Raw genomic sequence first — 14,955 nt, forward strand, 5'->3', positions numbered from 1 at the left:
GACCACAAACCCATGTCGCTCAACCCCGTGATCGTCGGCCGTCTGGCGCAAGTGCTCCAGGCCGCACAGGCGGCTCCACACGGCGGCAAGCAGGCCATCTATGCGGCAGCCTGCGCCGAGCTGGGAATGAGCACCGCCACCTTGCACCGCCATCTTGGAAAGATCACCGTGAAGCCAGAACGCAAAAAGCGCAGCGATGCAGGCGATGTGTCGCTGACCCGCGATGAAGCTGTGGCCATCAGTGCTGCGCTCATGACCAGCCACCGCAAGTCCAACAAGCGCCTGATGTCCATCGGCCAGGCCGTGGAAGTGATGCGCGCCAACGGCGAGGTGCGTGCTGAGCGCGCCGACCCCGCCACCGGCGAGCTGGTCCCTCTCAGCGACAGCGCTATTGCCCGTGCGCTGCGCCACTACAACCTGCACCCCGACCAGCTCAACCGGCCCACACCTGCCGTCGAGCTCAAGAGCCTGCACCCCAACCACGTCTGGCAGGTCGATGCCAGCCTGTGCGTCCTGTACTACCTGAACGCCCGCACTGAGGCCGAGAGCGGCCTGCAGGTGATGGAGAGGGACAAGTTCTACAAAAACAAACCTGCCAACCTCAAACGCATTGAGGCTGACCGGGTGTGGTCCTACGAAATCACCGACCACGCCAGCTCTGCCATCTACCTCCAGTACGTGATGGGCGCCGAGAGCGGCACCAACCTGGCTGACTGCTTCATCAGCGCCATCCAAAAGCGCGAGGATGATCCGTTCCACGGCGTGCCCTTTCTGCTGATGATGGACATGGGCAGCGCCAACACCAGCGGCCTGTTCACTAACCTGGCGCGGCGCCTGCAGGTCAAGACTATTGCCCACGCCCCAGGTAACGCCCGCGCCACCGGCCAAGTCGAAAAGACCCGCGACCTGATCGAACGCAGCTTTGAAAGCGGGCTGCGTCTGCGCCCAGTGCGCGACCTGGCTGAACTCAACGCACAAGCCCAGCGCTGGGCACGGTGGTTCAACGCCACCAAGATGCACAGCCGCCACGGCAAAACCCGCTACGACGCATGGATGGCCATCACGGCCGAGCAGCTGCGTGTGGCGCCACCTGTCGAAATCTGCCAGGCCCTGCTTACCGAGACGCCCGAGACCCGCAAGGTGACCGACTTCCTGACTGTCTCCTACAAGGGCCGTGAATTTGATGTGCGTGGTGTTCCGAACGTGATGGTGGGCGAAAAGCTGCACATCACGCTCAACCCTTGGGTGCTGGAAGCCGCGATGGTGGTGGATACCGATGCCGAGGGCAATGAGGTGCTGCACAGCATCCCGCTGGTGGTGCGCGACGACGCCGGGTTCCGCTCGGACGCCAATGTCATCGGTGAAGACTGGAAGCGGCCCGCAGACACCCAGCTCGAAGCCAACCGCAAAGAGGTAGATCGCTTCGCCTACGACGCCAAATCGGACGCCGAGGTCGAAGCCAAGCGCAAGGCCAAAGCCGTGCCCTTCGGTGGCCGCATCGACCCCGGCAAAGTCATCGACCAGGCGCCCGAGCGTACCTTCCTGCCCCGCCGTGGCACAGATCTGCAGACCACTGTCTCCACACAGAAAGCTCCAGCCCGCGTACTCAGCCCCTTTGAGGCCGCAGCCGAGCTGGGGCGGATGGGCGTGACGATGAACCGCGAGACCAGCGCCCAGGTGCGCGCCTGGTATCCAGACGGCATCCCCGAAGACGAGCTGCAGGACCTGCAAGCCCGTCTCACTGTGCGCAGTGGCCTGCGTGTGGTGGCTGGAGGTGCGTCATGAGCTTGGCCCCTGTGTTCGACGCCCTGGGCATCAGCCAGGCACAGGTGCGGCGCGACAGCGGCATGAGCCGCTCAGCGTTGAGCCGCCTGGTTGTTCACGGTGTGTGGCCCGCCCGTGGCGAAACCCAGGCCCGCAAATCCCTGGAGCAGTGCCTGCGCAAGCACGGCGCTACCCCTGCCCAACTGCTGGCGCTTTTCACGCCCGCAAATAAGTTGGCCCCGGCGAGTTCGTACCTCGACGGGGCCGCCCCTGAAGTCCCGAAACCAACCGAAACCCCCGAGGAGGAAACCATGCTACTGCAAAACACCGCGCTGAGCCCTGAAGCCCGCAAACACTTCAACCTGCCCCGCAACCCATTTCAAGACGATGTGCAGAGCCCTGACGACGTGCACCAGACATCCAGCGTGCGCTACGTGCGCGCCACGCTCACCGATTGCGCCCAGCACCACGGCTTTGTGGCCGTGGTCGGCGAGAGCGGCGCAGGCAAGACCACGCTGGCCGAAGACCTGGAAGAGCGTATCAAGGCCGACAAGCGCGACATCGTGATCATTCGCCCCTACGTGCTGGCCATGGAGGCCAGCGACCAGAAGGGCAAGACGCTCAAGTCCAGCCACATCGCCGAGGCCATCGCTGCTGCCCTCGACCCTCAGCTCAAGGTCAAGAGCAGCCCCGAGGCACGCTTCCGCCAGGTGCACGACCTTCTCAAGGCCAGCCGCCGCGCAGGCCGTCGCCACCTGCTGGTGATTGAGGAGGCGCACTGCCTGCCCAGCGCCACGCTCAAGCACCTCAAGCGCTTCATTGAGCTCAAGGACGGCATGCAGCGTCTGATCGGCGTGGCTCTGATCGGCCAGCCCGAGCTGCGCGACCGGCTGGGCAGCCAGAACGCGGACGTGCGGGAAGTCGCCCAGCGCTGCGAGGTGGTGGAGCTGGAGCCGCTGGACGGGGAGCTGGAGAGCTACCTGCGCCACAAGTTCGCCCGGTTTGACCTCAAGTATGAGGACGTTTTCGCCCCTGACGCAGCCGACGCCATCCGCGCCCGACTGGTGCACATCCCACGCGGCGGCAAGCCCACGGACGCCCGCAGCGAGTGCTATCCCCTTGTGGTCAACAACCTGGTCTGCCGCGCAATGAATGCCGCCACCCGCGCAGGCTGGCCCCAGGTGGACGCCCAGGTCATTGGGAGCTGCTGAGCCATGCACAGCTACCACATCACCATCACCATGACCGACGCTAGCCAGGGCGTGCACGTGGGTTTCTATCAGCACGGCGCAGCTGCTGCTTTGCGCGCTGCTGGCCTGTTTCCTGATGCCGCCAAGATCGACGTGCGTCGCCTCTCCACTGTGCTGCTGCGCTGCTCGCGCAAGGGGGCCGCATGAGCCGCACCAGCCGCTCCTGCCACGAGCTGGGTGTATGCCACGGCCGCACAGACCAGGGCTGCACTTGCCACCATGACACGGAGACGCTTCCGCCTGGCGGCTACTACTTCGCGCCTGGCGCCATCGATGGCGGTCCGCACCGCCGCAAGCGCCTGGCTGGCTGGCAGCGTCTGGTGCTGGACATTGCCGCGTGCCTGGCTGTAGCGGGGCTGATCGGCTTCGCCGCTGGGGTACTGCAAGCGAAAGGCTGGCCGCTGTGAGCGCTGATCTGTCCTGCCCCGTCTGCGGTACCGAGCTTGACCTTGCGGTGCTGTTTGCTCACGAAGGCGACCAGCGCGCCCTGGCCCGCCTGGCGGCTGTCAGCATCCCGCTGGGTGGCCGTGTGCTGCAGTACCTGGCCTTGTTCACACCGCCCAAGCAGCGGCTGACGGCGGCCAAAAAAATCAAGCTGATCCTGCAACTGTTGCCCGATCTGGAGCGCGAGGCCATCAGCTGGAAGGGCCGCGATTGGCCTGCACCGCGCACGGCCTGGGCCATGGCCATCGATCAGATGCTTTCCGCCCGCGACGCCCAGCGCCTGGAGCTGCCCATGAAGGGCCACGGCTACTTGTTCGCCATTCTGGCAGGCATGGCCGACAGGCATGAAGGCCAGGCCGAGCAGCAGCGCGAGCAAGACCTGCGCACCGGCCCCCGCGCCGCCACCGTCAACGGCCCCAAGAGCGTGGCCGACCTGGTGCAGCAGCCTGCGCCCACCGCCGCACCACGCCCAGTACCGGCCGCACCGGCACCTGCTGGGGTGTCCCCCATGGTTCGCGCTATGCGCGCCGAAATCGAACGCAAGAAAGGCACCGCCCAATGACCCGCAAATCCACCATGAGCCCAGAAAGCGTTGCGCTCATCAATCACCTCAAGGAGCACGGCACCAGCACTGCTGCCGCTCTGCGCGCCCACTTCCAGGACATGAGCCGCACCCAACTGCTCAAGCGCCTGGGCAATCTTGTAGACCTGGGCTGGCTCGACTTCACGTGGGACGCCGCTGGCGACAAGGCTTGGTTTCTGCGCGCCAGCGCTCGGGCAACGCCCGTGCGAACAGTCGCAGAAAAATCCCCCCGCCAGCAAGAACCTGCGCTGCCCGTAGCTGGCCCGCGCCGGGTCGATGTGATGTCTGGCACCTACGTGCCCGCACGCGGCCCGGCGCTGCGCCCTGGTGCCCTGGACTTCCGCGCCTGCCAGAGCGTGGGCTACCGCTGCTGACGGGGAGCATGGCCATGCCAGATAACCGCACTCAGCACCTTTCCGAAGTGACAGCCTTGGCTCACCGCTTAGTCGAGATCGTCAGCGAGCAGCGGACGCACCGAGTGGCACTGGAGGCGCTGATCAGCGCTTATGTGTCTGTGGCCGTATGCCACCCCTGCTGCGCTCGCTCGGCCGCAGCTACCGCCCGCCAAGTGGCGGACCTCATCGAAAACACCACTACGCCTATGACCGCAGGCGCAACTCACATCCACTGACCGGAGCAAACCATGGCAACTCTCCAAGAAATCCAGAAACGCGCAGCCACCCTGAGCGAAGCGCGCGACAAGCTGTCCGCACTGATGATCACCCTGCAGGCGAACATCGACACCGTCAAGAACGGCGCCATGTCCGATATCAAGCGGGTGTCGCGCCAGATCGCCAAGGAGCACGCCGAGCTGGCCGAGCTGATCAAGGCCAACCAGGATCTGTTCACCAAGCCGCGCAGCTATGTGGTGGACGGGATCAAGTTCGGTATGCAGGCTTCGTCTGGTTCCCTGACCTGGGAGGACGACGCCAAGGTCTGCATACGCATCAAGCGCATGGCCGAGGCAGGCGAGATCTCGCCTGACCAGGTCGAGCTGCTCATCAAGACCACAGAAAAGCCCGTGGCCAGCGTGCTGGCCCAGTTGGAGCCCGGCCTGCGCAAGCGCCTGGGCGTGACGGTGGAGGGCGACGGTGACCAGCCCTTGATCAAGAGCGTGGACAGCACCGTGGAGAAGGCCGTGAACAACCTGATCAACGCGGCCATTAAAGAAGCCCAGGCGGAGGGTGCGTGATGCGTACCACTCCCATCGACCGCGCTAAGGTGGCCATGGGCTACCAGACCGCCATGCAGCGCCCCTGCTGCCGCAACTGCGCCCATGGGGAGCAAGCTACACGGACCGGCGCCTACAACGACGTCTATCCATGGCGCTGCAACAAGGGCGGCTTTGGCACCACCGTTCAGGCCGTTTGCAATCAGCACCAGCCTGTGCAGCAAGGCAGTGCGGCATGAGCACGCCAGAAACGATGAGCCACCTGGGCGAATGCGCGTACACCGCATTTGCGAAGGAGCTGCACCGCGTCACGGGCATTGCATCGCCCGAATGGAACAAGCTGCGCAGCGAGCAGATGCGCAGCTGGCACCACGCGGCCAACAACGTGGTGGCACGGGTGGCCGCGTTTGGCTTCCCTCGCCCATTGGATGCGCTTGAAGATGCCCGCGAAGCCAAGCGGTGTGCCGAGTGGCTGTTGCATGTGGCGGATGGCGGTGACGTTGGCGGTAGCTCACAGATGCGGGCATTGCTGCGTTCGGCGGCGGGGCTGCTTGCGCACCATGCATCTCGCGCTGATGCCGATGGCGATGCCGCCAGTGCCTTGCGTGAGTACTTGAGCGTGCACCCGGTAGGCGGGCATCTCACGGGCAAGGAAATAGATGCGCTGGCGCTGGGGCTGGCCCGTGTGGCGTTGGAGTTTCAGGCCCCCCAAAGCACCGAGATGCTCGAATTCGTAGAGTTCCTTCGCGCCTGGCACGCCAAGAAGGTCAGCAATCTGCGCGATGTCCAGGCGGGGTCCAAGGAAGGGACTCTGCTCAAGGTCGGCGACGACAACGACGGTATGCCCATGTCCAAGCGAGAGGCGCTGTTTTTCAAGCTCGGGGTGGAAGCCTCGCTAATTGAACTGGGCACGCTGCCATTCACCGTGACGCCAGACGTTGGAGCCGACCTGACGGACGACGAGGATTGATTCGCCACGCGCAACCGGCCGCTTTGGGGCGCGCCAGGCCGGTGTGGCAAGCGGTGTGTGCCACGGTCTTTCCACAGGGCCGCAACTGCCGCAGGTATTGAGTGCTGCCGTGCTGGTGCCATTCCCGCCACCACGAGACCTCCTCCCCGCAAGGGGCTAGCGCAGCGATACCCGGTTTCCGGTGTCCGACAACACCGGTTCTATTTCACTAGGAGCAAGACATGTTCGCAAACCTCATCATCTACCGCATCGCCCCTCAGTGGTCCGCAACTCTTGACCAGGTCGAGCAGGCGCTGGTGAAGACTCCTTTCGCTGAGTGTGGCCCAACGCAAGAGAAGTCGGTTGGTTGGATTCCTCCTCGCGGAGAGGCTCATGGTGCATTTGCCGAGGGTGTTGCCGGGCAGTGGATATTGCGCTTCATGACCGAATCCAAAGTGCTCCCCGGCTCCGCGCTGAGCCGCAAGGTCAAGGAGAAGGCCGAGCGCGTTGAAAAGGAAACAGGCCGCAAGCCTGGCAAGAAGGAGAGCAAGGAGCTGAAGGATGAGGCGCGGCTTGACCTGCTGCCCATGGCGCTGACAAAGCAGGCGCACATGTGGGTGTGGATCTCCCCGGCATCGCGCCTGCTGGTGCTGGACACGTCCAGCCAAGGCCGAGCCGACGAGGTGGTCACGCACCTGGTCGAGGCGCTACCCGGCTTGTCGGTGTCCATGCTCGACACCCAGACCAGCCCACAGGCTGCGATGGCCCACTGGCTCAAGGAGCAAGAACCGCCAACGGGCTTTACCGTAGACCGCGAATGCGAGCTTAAAAGTGCGGGAGAGGAAAAGGCAGTGGTGCGATATGCCCGCCACCCGCTGGACATCGAAGAGGTGCAGGCCCACATTGATGCGGGAAAACTGCCAACGCGTCTGGCGTTGACTTGGGACGACCGCGTGTCGTTCGTGCTGACTGACAACCTGCAAATTCGCAAGGTGCGGCTTCTGGACACGGTCTTTGAAGGCACCAAGGCCGACGACGGAGGCTTTGATGCCGATGTGGCGATCGCCACGGGCGAGCTGGGGAAGTTGATCCCGGATGTGCTTGATGCGCTGGGCGGCGAGGTGCAGTCCTGATCGCTAGCGCGAATCGCCCGCCAAAGGCCAGAAACCCCTCCCAAATCGTCCCAAACTGAAATCGTGGGGGATTGGGGCCTGAAGGGCTCCAAGGTCTCCAGAACCCACAAACGCTTAATCATGAAAATCCCGGCACTCATCCTCTCTTGCCTGGCTGCGCTGTTCGGTGTTGCCGGAACCCTGTTGCTCGCCATGCCCGCATACCCCGGCTGGGGGTTCGGCGCGTTCCTGGTCAGCAACCTTGGCTGGCTCACCGTGAGCGCCTGGCAGCGTCAGTGGCCCCTGCATGTGCAGCACTGGGTCTTTTTGCTGTGCAGCCTGCTGGGGTTGTGGAACTGGTGGCTTGGGCCGCTGGTGTTGGGGGGCGCGAAGTGAACCGCACCGAATACCTCCTGGCGTGCCTTGCCGAAGAGGCCGTTGAAGTTGCGCAACGGGCGACCAAAGCCATGCGGTTTGGCTGCGACGAAGTGCAGCCAGGTCAAGAGCTGTCCAACACACAACGCATCCGCCAGGAGCTTAGCGATTTGATCGCGGTTGCCGAGATGCTCGAAGAGGCAGGAGTACCGGTGCTGCCGCTGGATGTTGATGCTGTTGATCGAAAAAAGGTAAAAGTCTTGGCGTTCATGGAGTATTCGCGCAAGTGCGGGGCGCTGTCATGAGCAACCACACCGCCGCCATCCACGTCCTCAAGTCCAAGCTGCAGCTCACGGACGATGACTACCGCGCGCTGCTCAAGAACTTGACCCAAAAGACCAGCAGCAAGGACCTGACGGACAAGGAGCGCCAAGCCGTGCGCGACCACATGCAAAACCTGGCCGAGCGTTCGGGCGTGGCCACGCCGTTGCGCCGCCGCTCGCCCGGCCGCACGTTTGCCCAGGCCAAGGCCGCAGCCAGCCCCCGCGAGCGCAAGGTGTGGGCGCTGTGGCACCAGCTGCACCGCGACGGCCTGGTCCATGACACCAGCCCGAAAGCCCTCAACGCCTGGGTGGCCCGTACGGTGCATGTGAGTGCGCTGGCGTTCGCCAATGCGGCCCAGCTGGATACCTTGATTGAGGCGCTGAAGGCTTGGCAACTACGTGGAGGTGAGCATGGTTGAAACGTTCGAGAGAATGGACTTGAATCAGCTGACTCAAGAGCAGCTGGCTCCGCTGGAAGAGCTTATTCCGCCCGGTTGGCCCGCAACATGGCGCGACCTCGCCACCAGCCACTTCATCACATTGCTCTCAGCGCCAGGAGCTGGGCAGGCCAATGACTTGGCGCGCCTGGCTGTGGCGCTCACGTTGGGCATCGCTCAGGACCTCGGCGGATCGCAGCCCTACATACCAGTGGGGGCGGATGTAATGAGTAGCGCCCGTGCGCGAAGAGTGATTGACTTGCTGGGGCAAAGGCTGAGTTACAAACAGGTAGCCGATGCAACAGGTCTGACAGAGTCGCGCGTCAGGCAGATCGAATCGGAATGGCGCAAGCAACAGATGCTGTTACGGCAAGGTCAGTTACAGCTAGAGGACTGAAGCGCACTAGCGCCATCAACACAGTGCTGAGCCTCGCCCGCCTCGCGCGCGCGGGGCTTTTTCTTTACTGCGAATCTATGGAGCACTCGATTTAGCGCAGCATGGCTTGCGGCGCGACAGTCGCGGCATGCATCAACGCACCGCCTCCCGTAGCACCCGCATCGCCATCTGCAGCGCAGGCGCCGCCGCCCTGGCCATCGCCGCCTGCACATTCGGCGTGCCTGCCAAGACCGCGCAAACGACGGGCGGCACGGTCATGCTGCAGCTCACCCCAGCGGGCACCTTCAAGCCCAACGATGGGCGCGAGCTGAAGCCCGGCGCCTGGCGCATCGACGCCGCCAGCGCGCAACACGTCATCGAGCGATTCAAGACCCGGGGCAAGCCCCCGGTCATCGACTACGAGCACCAGACCCTCAAGAAGGAACAGAACGGCCAGCCCGCACCCGCAGCGGGCTGGATTCGTGATCTGCGCTGGGTTGACGGCCAGGGTTTGTACGCCGTGGCCGAGCTGACAGCCCGCGCCCGCGACTACATCAAGGCGGGCGAGTACCTCTACTTCTCCCCCGTCTTTGAGTACGACGAAATCACCGGCACGGTGCTCGCCGTGCACATGGGAGCGCTCACCAACGACCCGGGCATCAGCGGCATGGAGCCACTCTCCCTGGTAGCCGCCGCGACCGCCGCTTTCCTTCCCTCCAACCCTCCACGACAGGAGCCTTCCGTGAACCCCTTGCTCAAAGCCTTGCTGGCCGCCCTTGGCCTGCCTGAAACCACCACCGAGCCCGCCGCCATTGCAGCGCTCACCGCCCTCGGTCCGCTGCAGCCCCTGCAGGCCCGCGCTAACGTGGCCACGGCCGTCTGCACCGCGCTCAAGCTCCCGGCTGATGCCACGCCCGAGGTGGCCACGGCCGCCTGCGCCAGCCTGGCGCAATCCCAGCCAGGTGCACCTGACCCAACCAAGTGGGTGCCCATCGAAACGGTCACTGCCATGCAGGGCCAGATTGCTGCGCTCACATCGCGCCAGGTCGAAACCGACGTCGATGCGCTGATCAAGCCTGCGTTGGCTGATGGCCGTCTGCTGCCCACACTGGAAACCTGGGCTCGCGACATGGGCAAGAAGGACATTGCGGCCCTTACGGCCTTCATCGGAGCGTCCAAGCCCATCCCGGCCCTGGCGGGCACGCAGACGGGTGGCAAGGCGCCCACTGCCACCGCCAGTGGCGACCAGCAGCTCAGCGCCGACGAGCTGGCCGTGTGCAACTCCATGGGCATCACGCCCGAGGCCTACCGCAAGGCGGGCACTGCCATGGCCACAGGCGCCGCCGCCTGATCGCAGCCCATCCCATCACCCACCGGAGATCGAAGTCCCATGACTGCACTCACCCAAGACCGCAACACGTCGCGCCGCGACGGCAACCAGGTCGAGCCGCCTGTGGCCGCCACCACCCGCATCTGGGGCGGCTCCATCGTCTGCATCAATGCCGGTGGCTACGCCGTGCCTGGCGCCACCGCAACCACGCTCAAAGCCGTTGGCGTTGCCGAGCGCCGTGCCGACAACAGCGCGGGCATTGCGGGCGCCATCCGTGTGCGCTGCCGCAAGGGCCCGCACCGTTTTGCCAACTCGGCATCGGCCGACGCCATCGCGCTGACCGACGTGGGCAGCGACTGCTACATCGTGGACGACCAGACGGTCGCCAAAACCAACGGCACCAACACCCGCAGCGTGGCGGGCAAGGTGTTCGACGTGGATGCCGATGGCGTCTGGGTCGATTTCCGCTGATTCCAACTGCAACGGAGTTTCAACCCATCATGATCATCAATCACGGCAACCTCGCCATCCTCAACCAGTCGTTCAGCGCCGCCTTCGCCGGTGGCCTGGCCAGCGCTGCCCCCATGTGGTCGCAGATCGCCACCCTGGTGCCCAGCACCACCAGCGAGCAAAAGTACGGCTGGCTGGGCAAAATCACCAAGTTCCGCGAATGGATCGGCGAGCGCCAGTACCAGAACCTGGTCGCGCACGACTACGCCATCAAGAACAAGACCTTTGAAAACACCGTATCGGTGGGCCGGGACGAGATCGAGGACGACCAATACGGCGTCTACAAACCCGTCATCGAGCAGCTGGGGCAAGACGCCGCGCTGCACCCCGACGAGCTGGTGTTCGCCATGCTCAACGCGGGCTTCACCACGCCTTGCTACGACGGCCAGTACTTCTTCGACACCGACCACCCGGTGGGCGCCCCTGGTAACCAGACCAGCGTGAGCAACTTCCAGGGCGGCAGCGGCGCGGCCTGGTTCCTGGTGGACAACACCAAGGTCATCAAGCCCATCATTTACCAGAAGCGCCGCGACTACGGCTTCCAGGCCAAGACCAGCCTGAGCGACGACAACGTCTTCAGCCGCAACGAATTCGTTTGGGGTGCAGACGGGCGCGGTAACGCGGGCCTGGGCCTGTGGCAGCTCGCCTATGCCAGCAAGCAGACGCTGGACGTGGACAGCTATGCCGATGCACGCGCCGCCCATCAGTCCTTCATGGGCGACAACGGCAAGCCACTGGTCATCCGCAGCGCCGAACTGTGGGTGCCTCCCGCCCTGGAGCAGGTAGCGCTGGAAGTGGTGCAGGCCGAGCGCCTGGCAAACGGTGCCAGCAACGTGATGCGCAACCTCTCCAAGGTTGTCGTCTGCCCCTGGCTCACCGCCTGATCGCCCCCCGGCCCAACCCACTTAGGAGCAACGCCCATGGCAACCGCCAACCGAAACAAGACCGCTGCAGCCGTAGCCGCCAAAACCGTCCAGACCGCTTTGCCCGGCGATCCCGCCCCCGGCATGCGCCAGGTGCTGCAGGTCATCACCAAGCGCGACGGCTTCCGCCGCGCGGGACGCGAATGGCACGGCACCACCTTTGTGCCGGTGCAAGAGCTGACCCGCGAGCAGTTCGAGCAGATCGACCGCGAACCCATGCTGGTCGCCCAGCTCATGGAAGTGCCCGAAGAGCAGGTGGGCGAACTTGCCGCCCGCGACGGCGCCGATGGCAGCGAAACAGGGACCTGATACCACCCCAGCGAAGGGCTTTGATCTGCGCGCGTCGTTCTCCATGCGCGCAGGGAGCTCAGGGAGAACTCCACCGCCAACCTCAAGCCGGGGCTGGATAACGGGAAGGGTTTTGGATTAGCCCCGGCATTTTGATTTCTTCCCCACCATGCCCTACATCACCACCGCCGAACTGGCCGAACGCCCAGGCGCCCGGGAGATCGCTCTCGCGGCCAGCAGCGATGCCACGCCTGTGGTGGACTTCGCCTTGATGGACGCCACGCTGCGCGGCGCAGACCGCTCGGCCTGGACGGCCCCGCAGCTCGCTGCCGCCGACGCAGCCCTGCAGCGCGTGCAAGACGCCGTGGCTGAGGCCGGTGCCGTGATCGACGGCCACCTTGCGCAACGCGGCTACACACTGCCCCTGAACCTGCCCCCCACGTCCACCGGCAAAAGCCTGCTGACGGCTTGGGCACGCTCCATTTCGCGCTACCTGCTCAACGGCCGCCGCGTGACGGATGAGGCCAAAGACCCGGTAGCCCGCGACTACCGCGACGCCTTGAAGATGCTCGACCGCGTGGCTGCGGGCAAGCTGAGCCTGGGCGCCAACGACCCTGAGGCCCCCGCCAACGCCACCAGCACCGACGTGCGCTTTGACGCTGCGCCGCCCGTGTTCTCGCGCCATGAGCTGCGGGCCTTCCGGTAACCGGCCATGTGGGTGCAAGACGTTCTCGACCGACTCAAGGCGCAGGTTTCCGGCATGCGCGAGATCGACGGCGCCACCAGCCTGGACGCCGCCATGCGCGGCATGGTCGCGGCCCCCGCGCTGTACCTCATACCGCTGGCCGACCGGGGCCATGAATTGCCCCATACCGGCACCGTGGATCAGCTCATTGGCGTGCTGTTCGGCGTGCTGATCGTGCTGGACACCGCCCGCAGCGCCCAGGGCCTGGACGTGCTGCTGGAGCTGGAGGCCGTGCGCGCCCAGGTGCGCGCAGCGCTGGTGGGCTGGGTGCCCGATGCCGATACCGGCGAGCCCGTCACGTTTGCGGGCGGCGAGCTGGTGCAGTTCCAGGGCGACGGCCACCTCTGGTGGAGCGACGAGTTTTCCTTGACCACGTACTACAGGAGCAATCCGTGAGCAAAGCCAATGGCAAATCAACCAACACCACGGCCGAAGAAGCGGCCGCACCGACGGCCAGCGCCGCCGCAGACACCGGAGCCATTGCCGTGGTTCAGCCCGCCCCGGCCGCCAAGAGCGCGCCGGACCGGTACCACGGCCACGGCGGCCTGTACCGCATGACGAACGGCCGCCGCGTGCAGGTCGAACAAACCCAACCTGAAACCACCAAGGAGCGCAAATGAGCGACCCAAAATTCATCAAGAAGATGGCCGTTCTGGTGGCCATTGAAGCCACCGTGGGCACCATCGTCGTGCCCGTGGCCGCAGACGCCATCGAGGTGTCCGATGTCACCCTGACTCCCATCGAGGGCGACGAGGTGGACCAGGGCGTGATCCGCCCGTACTTCGGCGCATCCGAAACGACGCTGGTCACCCTGTACCGCAAGATCGCGTTCAGCGTGGGCTTTGCAGGTGTGGGCACCGTGGGCGACCTGCCGGGCTGGGCCACGCTGTTGCGCGCCAGCGCCGCCAGCGTGACCAACACCCCCGCGCCAGATCCCGACGCTGGGACTGTCTTCGCACCTGTCACCGATGGCATGGAGAGCGTGACCATCTATGCCGTGGTGGACAAGCTGCTCTACAAGATGGCAGGGGCCCGCGCCAACGCCAAATCCATGGTGGACGCCAAGCAAATCCCGAAGTGGCAGTTTGAGTTCACCGGCGCGTTCTACCCGGTGGAAGACGTCGGCTCCATGCCTGCTGTGAGCTATGTGAAGTTCCTGCGGCCGTTGGGCGTGAACAAGCTCAATACCACTTTGAGCCTGGACGGCTACAACGCAGCGGCCAGCAGCTTCCAGTTCGACTTCGGCAACCAGGTGGTCAAGCAAGACCTGATGGGCGTGGACACAACCGAAATCACCGGCCGCGTCTCCACCGGCACGGTGACTTTCCGCAACACGTCCGTGGCCACCAAGAACTGGATCGAGATGGCCCGCACGAGTGCCAAGGTGCCTCTGCTGCTCAAACACGGCCAGGCCGCCGTCAACACGATCTCCATTGCGGCGCCGCTCGCACAGATCGGCAAGCCCACGTTCGGTGAGCAAGACGGTATCCAGATGATCACCGTGCCTCTGCGCTTCATCCCGAGCGATGCGGGCAACGACGAGTGGTCCATCACCGTCTGAGCGACCTGATCGCGCCTGCTTCTTTTACCCCCTGCAACAGCATTTCAACAAGGATCACACCCATGTCCGTCGTTCTCGCATCCGTCGCTTTTTGGGCCGCCGCCCGCCTCACCCTGGTGGGCGACCTGGGCAAACCGGAAATCGTTCATTTCAAGGCCCGCTTCAAGCGCCTCAAGACCAGCGAGCGCAAGCAGCTCGAAGCCGATCTGACCGCCAAGAAGATCACCGACAAGGAGTTCCTGGACCGCCTGCTGGTGGACTGGGAGCTCAAGGACAAGGCCGGTAGCGCGGTACCTTACACCGAGCAGCAGCGCGCGGAGTTGGTAGAAGACTGGGACGGGTTCGAAGCGGCTCTGGTGGAGGCGTACTTTGAGAACGGCCGCAAGGCGCGCGAGGCGGCAGAAGTCGCAAAAAACTCCGAGCCGCCGTCCGCCACCACTATCTGAGCGCGGGGGGCGGCGAGGCCAATACTGAGGAAGAAGACGCCGATCTGCGCGCCCAGTGGCAGCAGCTTGGAGCCGACCCCGACAAGGCCATGGAGGCGAACCAGGTCGCCCGGGCCGAATGCGCCAGCCAGGAAGGTGACTTTGAGTTGCCGCCCGAGTTGTGGCGGGCTTGGGAGGTGTTCACCGCCTGTGACCGCAACTGGCGCGTACTCATCGGCGTTGGCCTGGTGCATTACGACGGCATAGACGCCACAGCCATGCAGTCGGTCATGCACATGCTGAATGTGAAGCCCAAGCACCGGCGCAATGTGTTCTGGATGGTTCGCGTACTCGAAGCCGAGGCACGCAAGTTTCTCAACCAACGGTAA

25 protein-coding genes are annotated in these 14,955 nt (G+C 64.7%); all 25 read left to right on the forward strand.

Features of this window, described 5'->3' with window-relative positions; genetic code table 11:
* The first annotated feature begins 12 nt into the window (after window positions 1-12).
* The 25 genes from C380_RS18145 (at window position 13) to C380_RS18260 (ending at window position 14,955) form a co-directional block, all read left to right on the forward strand.
* The gene (locus tag C380_RS18145; RefSeq protein ID WP_015015295.1) at window positions 13-1,785 is read left to right on the forward strand and encodes a DDE-type integrase/transposase/recombinase; all 1,773 of its coding nucleotides are present in this window, start codon (window positions 13-15) and stop codon (window positions 1,783-1,785) included.
* Window positions 1,782-2,975, forward strand: coding sequence for an ExeA family protein (locus C380_RS18150; RefSeq protein ID WP_015015296.1), 1,194 nt, complete (start codon window positions 1,782-1,784; stop codon window positions 2,973-2,975). The genes C380_RS18145 and C380_RS18150 overlap by 4 nt, the downstream gene beginning before the upstream one ends.
* 3 nt (window positions 2,976-2,978) lie before the next feature.
* Window positions 2,979-3,161, forward strand: a complete 183-nt coding sequence (locus C380_RS18155) for a hypothetical protein (RefSeq protein ID WP_015015297.1) — start codon at window positions 2,979-2,981, stop codon at window positions 3,159-3,161.
* Window positions 3,158-3,421 carry a hypothetical protein gene (locus C380_RS18160; protein WP_015015298.1) on the forward strand — a complete coding sequence of 88 codons (264 nt, stop codon included), beginning with the start codon at window positions 3,158-3,160 and terminating at the stop codon, window positions 3,419-3,421. The genes C380_RS18155 and C380_RS18160 overlap by 4 nt, the downstream gene beginning before the upstream one ends.
* Window positions 3,418-4,020 carry a hypothetical protein gene (locus tag C380_RS25405; protein ID WP_015015299.1) on the forward strand — a complete coding sequence of 201 codons (603 nt, stop codon included), beginning with the start codon at window positions 3,418-3,420 and terminating at the stop codon, window positions 4,018-4,020. Before C380_RS18160 ends, C380_RS25405 begins: the two co-directional genes overlap by 4 nt.
* Window positions 4,017-4,415, forward strand: coding sequence for a hypothetical protein (locus tag C380_RS18170; protein WP_015015300.1), 399 nt, complete (start codon window positions 4,017-4,019; stop codon window positions 4,413-4,415). Before C380_RS25405 ends, C380_RS18170 begins: the two co-directional genes overlap by 4 nt.
* A gap of 56 nt (window positions 4,416-4,471) precedes the next feature.
* Window positions 4,472-4,672, forward strand: coding sequence for a hypothetical protein (locus C380_RS25145; RefSeq protein ID WP_148279993.1), 201 nt, complete (start codon window positions 4,472-4,474; stop codon window positions 4,670-4,672).
* A gap of 12 nt (window positions 4,673-4,684) precedes the next feature.
* Window positions 4,685-5,233, forward strand: a complete 549-nt coding sequence (locus C380_RS18175; protein ID WP_015015301.1) for a hypothetical protein — start codon at window positions 4,685-4,687, stop codon at window positions 5,231-5,233.
* Entirely contained in the window at window positions 5,233-5,451 is a 219-nt protein-coding gene (locus C380_RS18180; protein WP_015015302.1) for a hypothetical protein, read from the forward strand. The genes C380_RS18175 and C380_RS18180 overlap by 1 nt, the downstream gene beginning before the upstream one ends.
* The gene (locus tag C380_RS18185; RefSeq protein WP_043565619.1) at window positions 5,448-6,182 is read left to right on the forward strand and encodes a hypothetical protein; all 735 of its coding nucleotides are present in this window, start codon (window positions 5,448-5,450) and stop codon (window positions 6,180-6,182) included. The genes C380_RS18180 and C380_RS18185 overlap by 4 nt, the downstream gene beginning before the upstream one ends.
* Window positions 6,183-6,403: 221 nt before the next feature.
* The gene (locus C380_RS18190) at window positions 6,404-7,294 is read left to right on the forward strand and encodes a recombination-associated protein RdgC (RefSeq protein ID WP_015015304.1); all 891 of its coding nucleotides are present in this window, start codon (window positions 6,404-6,406) and stop codon (window positions 7,292-7,294) included.
* A gap of 120 nt (window positions 7,295-7,414) precedes the next feature.
* Window positions 7,415-7,669 carry a hypothetical protein gene (locus tag C380_RS18195; RefSeq protein WP_015015305.1) on the forward strand — a complete coding sequence of 85 codons (255 nt, stop codon included), beginning with the start codon at window positions 7,415-7,417 and terminating at the stop codon, window positions 7,667-7,669.
* Entirely contained in the window at window positions 7,666-7,953 is a 288-nt protein-coding gene (locus C380_RS18200; RefSeq protein WP_015015306.1) for a hypothetical protein, read from the forward strand. Before C380_RS18195 ends, C380_RS18200 begins: the two co-directional genes overlap by 4 nt.
* On the forward strand, window positions 7,950-8,390 hold the full coding sequence (locus tag C380_RS18205; protein ID WP_015015307.1) for a regulatory protein GemA: 441 nt from the start codon (window positions 7,950-7,952) through the stop codon (window positions 8,388-8,390). Before C380_RS18200 ends, C380_RS18205 begins: the two co-directional genes overlap by 4 nt.
* Window positions 8,383-8,805, forward strand: a complete 423-nt coding sequence (locus C380_RS18210) for a hypothetical protein (protein WP_015015308.1) — start codon at window positions 8,383-8,385, stop codon at window positions 8,803-8,805. The genes C380_RS18205 and C380_RS18210 overlap by 8 nt, the downstream gene beginning before the upstream one ends.
* Window positions 8,806-8,932: 127 nt before the next feature.
* Window positions 8,933-10,135 (forward strand): phage protease, encoded by a 1,203-nt coding sequence (locus C380_RS18215; RefSeq protein ID WP_015015309.1) that lies wholly within the window; start codon window positions 8,933-8,935, stop codon window positions 10,133-10,135.
* Window positions 10,136-10,174: 39 nt separating this feature from the next.
* Complete coding sequence (locus tag C380_RS18220; RefSeq protein ID WP_015015310.1) at window positions 10,175-10,585, forward strand: hypothetical protein; 411 nt, start codon at window positions 10,175-10,177, stop codon at window positions 10,583-10,585.
* A 29-nt stretch (window positions 10,586-10,614) separates the two neighbouring features.
* Window positions 10,615-11,508 (forward strand): Mu-like prophage major head subunit gpT family protein, encoded by an 894-nt coding sequence (locus tag C380_RS18225; protein WP_015015311.1) that lies wholly within the window; start codon window positions 10,615-10,617, stop codon window positions 11,506-11,508.
* A 36-nt stretch (window positions 11,509-11,544) separates the two neighbouring features.
* On the forward strand, window positions 11,545-11,856 hold the full coding sequence (locus C380_RS18230) for a hypothetical protein (RefSeq protein ID WP_015015312.1): 312 nt from the start codon (window positions 11,545-11,547) through the stop codon (window positions 11,854-11,856).
* A gap of 148 nt (window positions 11,857-12,004) precedes the next feature.
* Window positions 12,005-12,541, forward strand: coding sequence for a gp436 family protein (locus tag C380_RS18235; RefSeq protein ID WP_015015313.1), 537 nt, complete (start codon window positions 12,005-12,007; stop codon window positions 12,539-12,541).
* A 6-nt stretch (window positions 12,542-12,547) separates the two neighbouring features.
* The gene (locus C380_RS18240) at window positions 12,548-12,976 is read left to right on the forward strand and encodes a hypothetical protein (protein ID WP_015015314.1); all 429 of its coding nucleotides are present in this window, start codon (window positions 12,548-12,550) and stop codon (window positions 12,974-12,976) included.
* Entirely contained in the window at window positions 12,973-13,200 is a 228-nt protein-coding gene (locus C380_RS18245; protein ID WP_015015315.1) for a hypothetical protein, read from the forward strand. The genes C380_RS18240 and C380_RS18245 overlap by 4 nt, the downstream gene beginning before the upstream one ends.
* A complete protein-coding gene (locus tag C380_RS18250) occupies window positions 13,197-14,141 on the forward strand; it encodes a hypothetical protein (RefSeq protein WP_015015316.1) in 945 nt (314 codons plus the stop codon). Before C380_RS18245 ends, C380_RS18250 begins: the two co-directional genes overlap by 4 nt.
* A gap of 62 nt (window positions 14,142-14,203) precedes the next feature.
* Window positions 14,204-14,587, forward strand: coding sequence for a hypothetical protein (locus C380_RS18255; RefSeq protein WP_015015317.1), 384 nt, complete (start codon window positions 14,204-14,206; stop codon window positions 14,585-14,587).
* An 89-nt stretch (window positions 14,588-14,676) separates the two neighbouring features.
* The gene (locus C380_RS18260) at window positions 14,677-14,955 is read left to right on the forward strand and encodes a DUF1799 domain-containing protein (RefSeq protein WP_015015318.1); all 279 of its coding nucleotides are present in this window, start codon (window positions 14,677-14,679) and stop codon (window positions 14,953-14,955) included.

The organism is Acidovorax sp. KKS102 (genome assembly GCF_000302535.1).
GTDB lineage: Bacteria > Pseudomonadota > Gammaproteobacteria > Burkholderiales > Burkholderiaceae_C > Acidovorax.

Coding starts and splice junctions, on each gene's coding strand:
- C380_RS18235 (WP_015015313.1), top strand. CDS start 12,005: ATGCCCTACATCACCACCGCCGAACTGGCCGAACGCCCAGGCGCCCGG.
- C380_RS18145 (WP_015015295.1), top strand. CDS start 13: ATGTCGCTCAACCCCGTGATCGTCGGCCGTCTGGCGCAAGTGCTCCAG.
- C380_RS18250 (WP_015015316.1), top strand. CDS start 13,197: ATGAGCGACCCAAAATTCATCAAGAAGATGGCCGTTCTGGTGGCCATT.
- C380_RS18190 (WP_015015304.1), top strand. CDS start 6,404: ATGTTCGCAAACCTCATCATCTACCGCATCGCCCCTCAGTGGTCCGCA.
- C380_RS18180 (WP_015015302.1), top strand. CDS start 5,233: ATGCGTACCACTCCCATCGACCGCGCTAAGGTGGCCATGGGCTACCAG.
- C380_RS18205 (WP_015015307.1), top strand. CDS start 7,950: ATGAGCAACCACACCGCCGCCATCCACGTCCTCAAGTCCAAGCTGCAG.
- C380_RS18255 (WP_015015317.1), top strand. CDS start 14,204: ATGTCCGTCGTTCTCGCATCCGTCGCTTTTTGGGCCGCCGCCCGCCTC.
- C380_RS18160 (WP_015015298.1), top strand. CDS start 3,158: ATGAGCCGCACCAGCCGCTCCTGCCACGAGCTGGGTGTATGCCACGGC.
- C380_RS18260 (WP_015015318.1), top strand. CDS start 14,677: ATGGAGGCGAACCAGGTCGCCCGGGCCGAATGCGCCAGCCAGGAAGGT.
- C380_RS18175 (WP_015015301.1), top strand. CDS start 4,685: ATGGCAACTCTCCAAGAAATCCAGAAACGCGCAGCCACCCTGAGCGAA.
- C380_RS18150 (WP_015015296.1), top strand. CDS start 1,782: ATGAGCTTGGCCCCTGTGTTCGACGCCCTGGGCATCAGCCAGGCACAG.
- C380_RS18240 (WP_015015314.1), top strand. CDS start 12,548: ATGTGGGTGCAAGACGTTCTCGACCGACTCAAGGCGCAGGTTTCCGGC.
- C380_RS18185 (WP_043565619.1), top strand. CDS start 5,448: ATGAGCACGCCAGAAACGATGAGCCACCTGGGCGAATGCGCGTACACC.
- C380_RS18220 (WP_015015310.1), top strand. CDS start 10,175: ATGACTGCACTCACCCAAGACCGCAACACGTCGCGCCGCGACGGCAAC.
- C380_RS18195 (WP_015015305.1), top strand. CDS start 7,415: ATGAAAATCCCGGCACTCATCCTCTCTTGCCTGGCTGCGCTGTTCGGT.
- C380_RS18170 (WP_015015300.1), top strand. CDS start 4,017: ATGACCCGCAAATCCACCATGAGCCCAGAAAGCGTTGCGCTCATCAAT.
- C380_RS18210 (WP_015015308.1), top strand. CDS start 8,383: ATGGTTGAAACGTTCGAGAGAATGGACTTGAATCAGCTGACTCAAGAG.
- C380_RS18215 (WP_015015309.1), top strand. CDS start 8,933: ATGCATCAACGCACCGCCTCCCGTAGCACCCGCATCGCCATCTGCAGC.
- C380_RS18230 (WP_015015312.1), top strand. CDS start 11,545: ATGGCAACCGCCAACCGAAACAAGACCGCTGCAGCCGTAGCCGCCAAA.
- C380_RS18225 (WP_015015311.1), top strand. CDS start 10,615: ATGATCATCAATCACGGCAACCTCGCCATCCTCAACCAGTCGTTCAGC.
- C380_RS18155 (WP_015015297.1), top strand. CDS start 2,979: ATGCACAGCTACCACATCACCATCACCATGACCGACGCTAGCCAGGGC.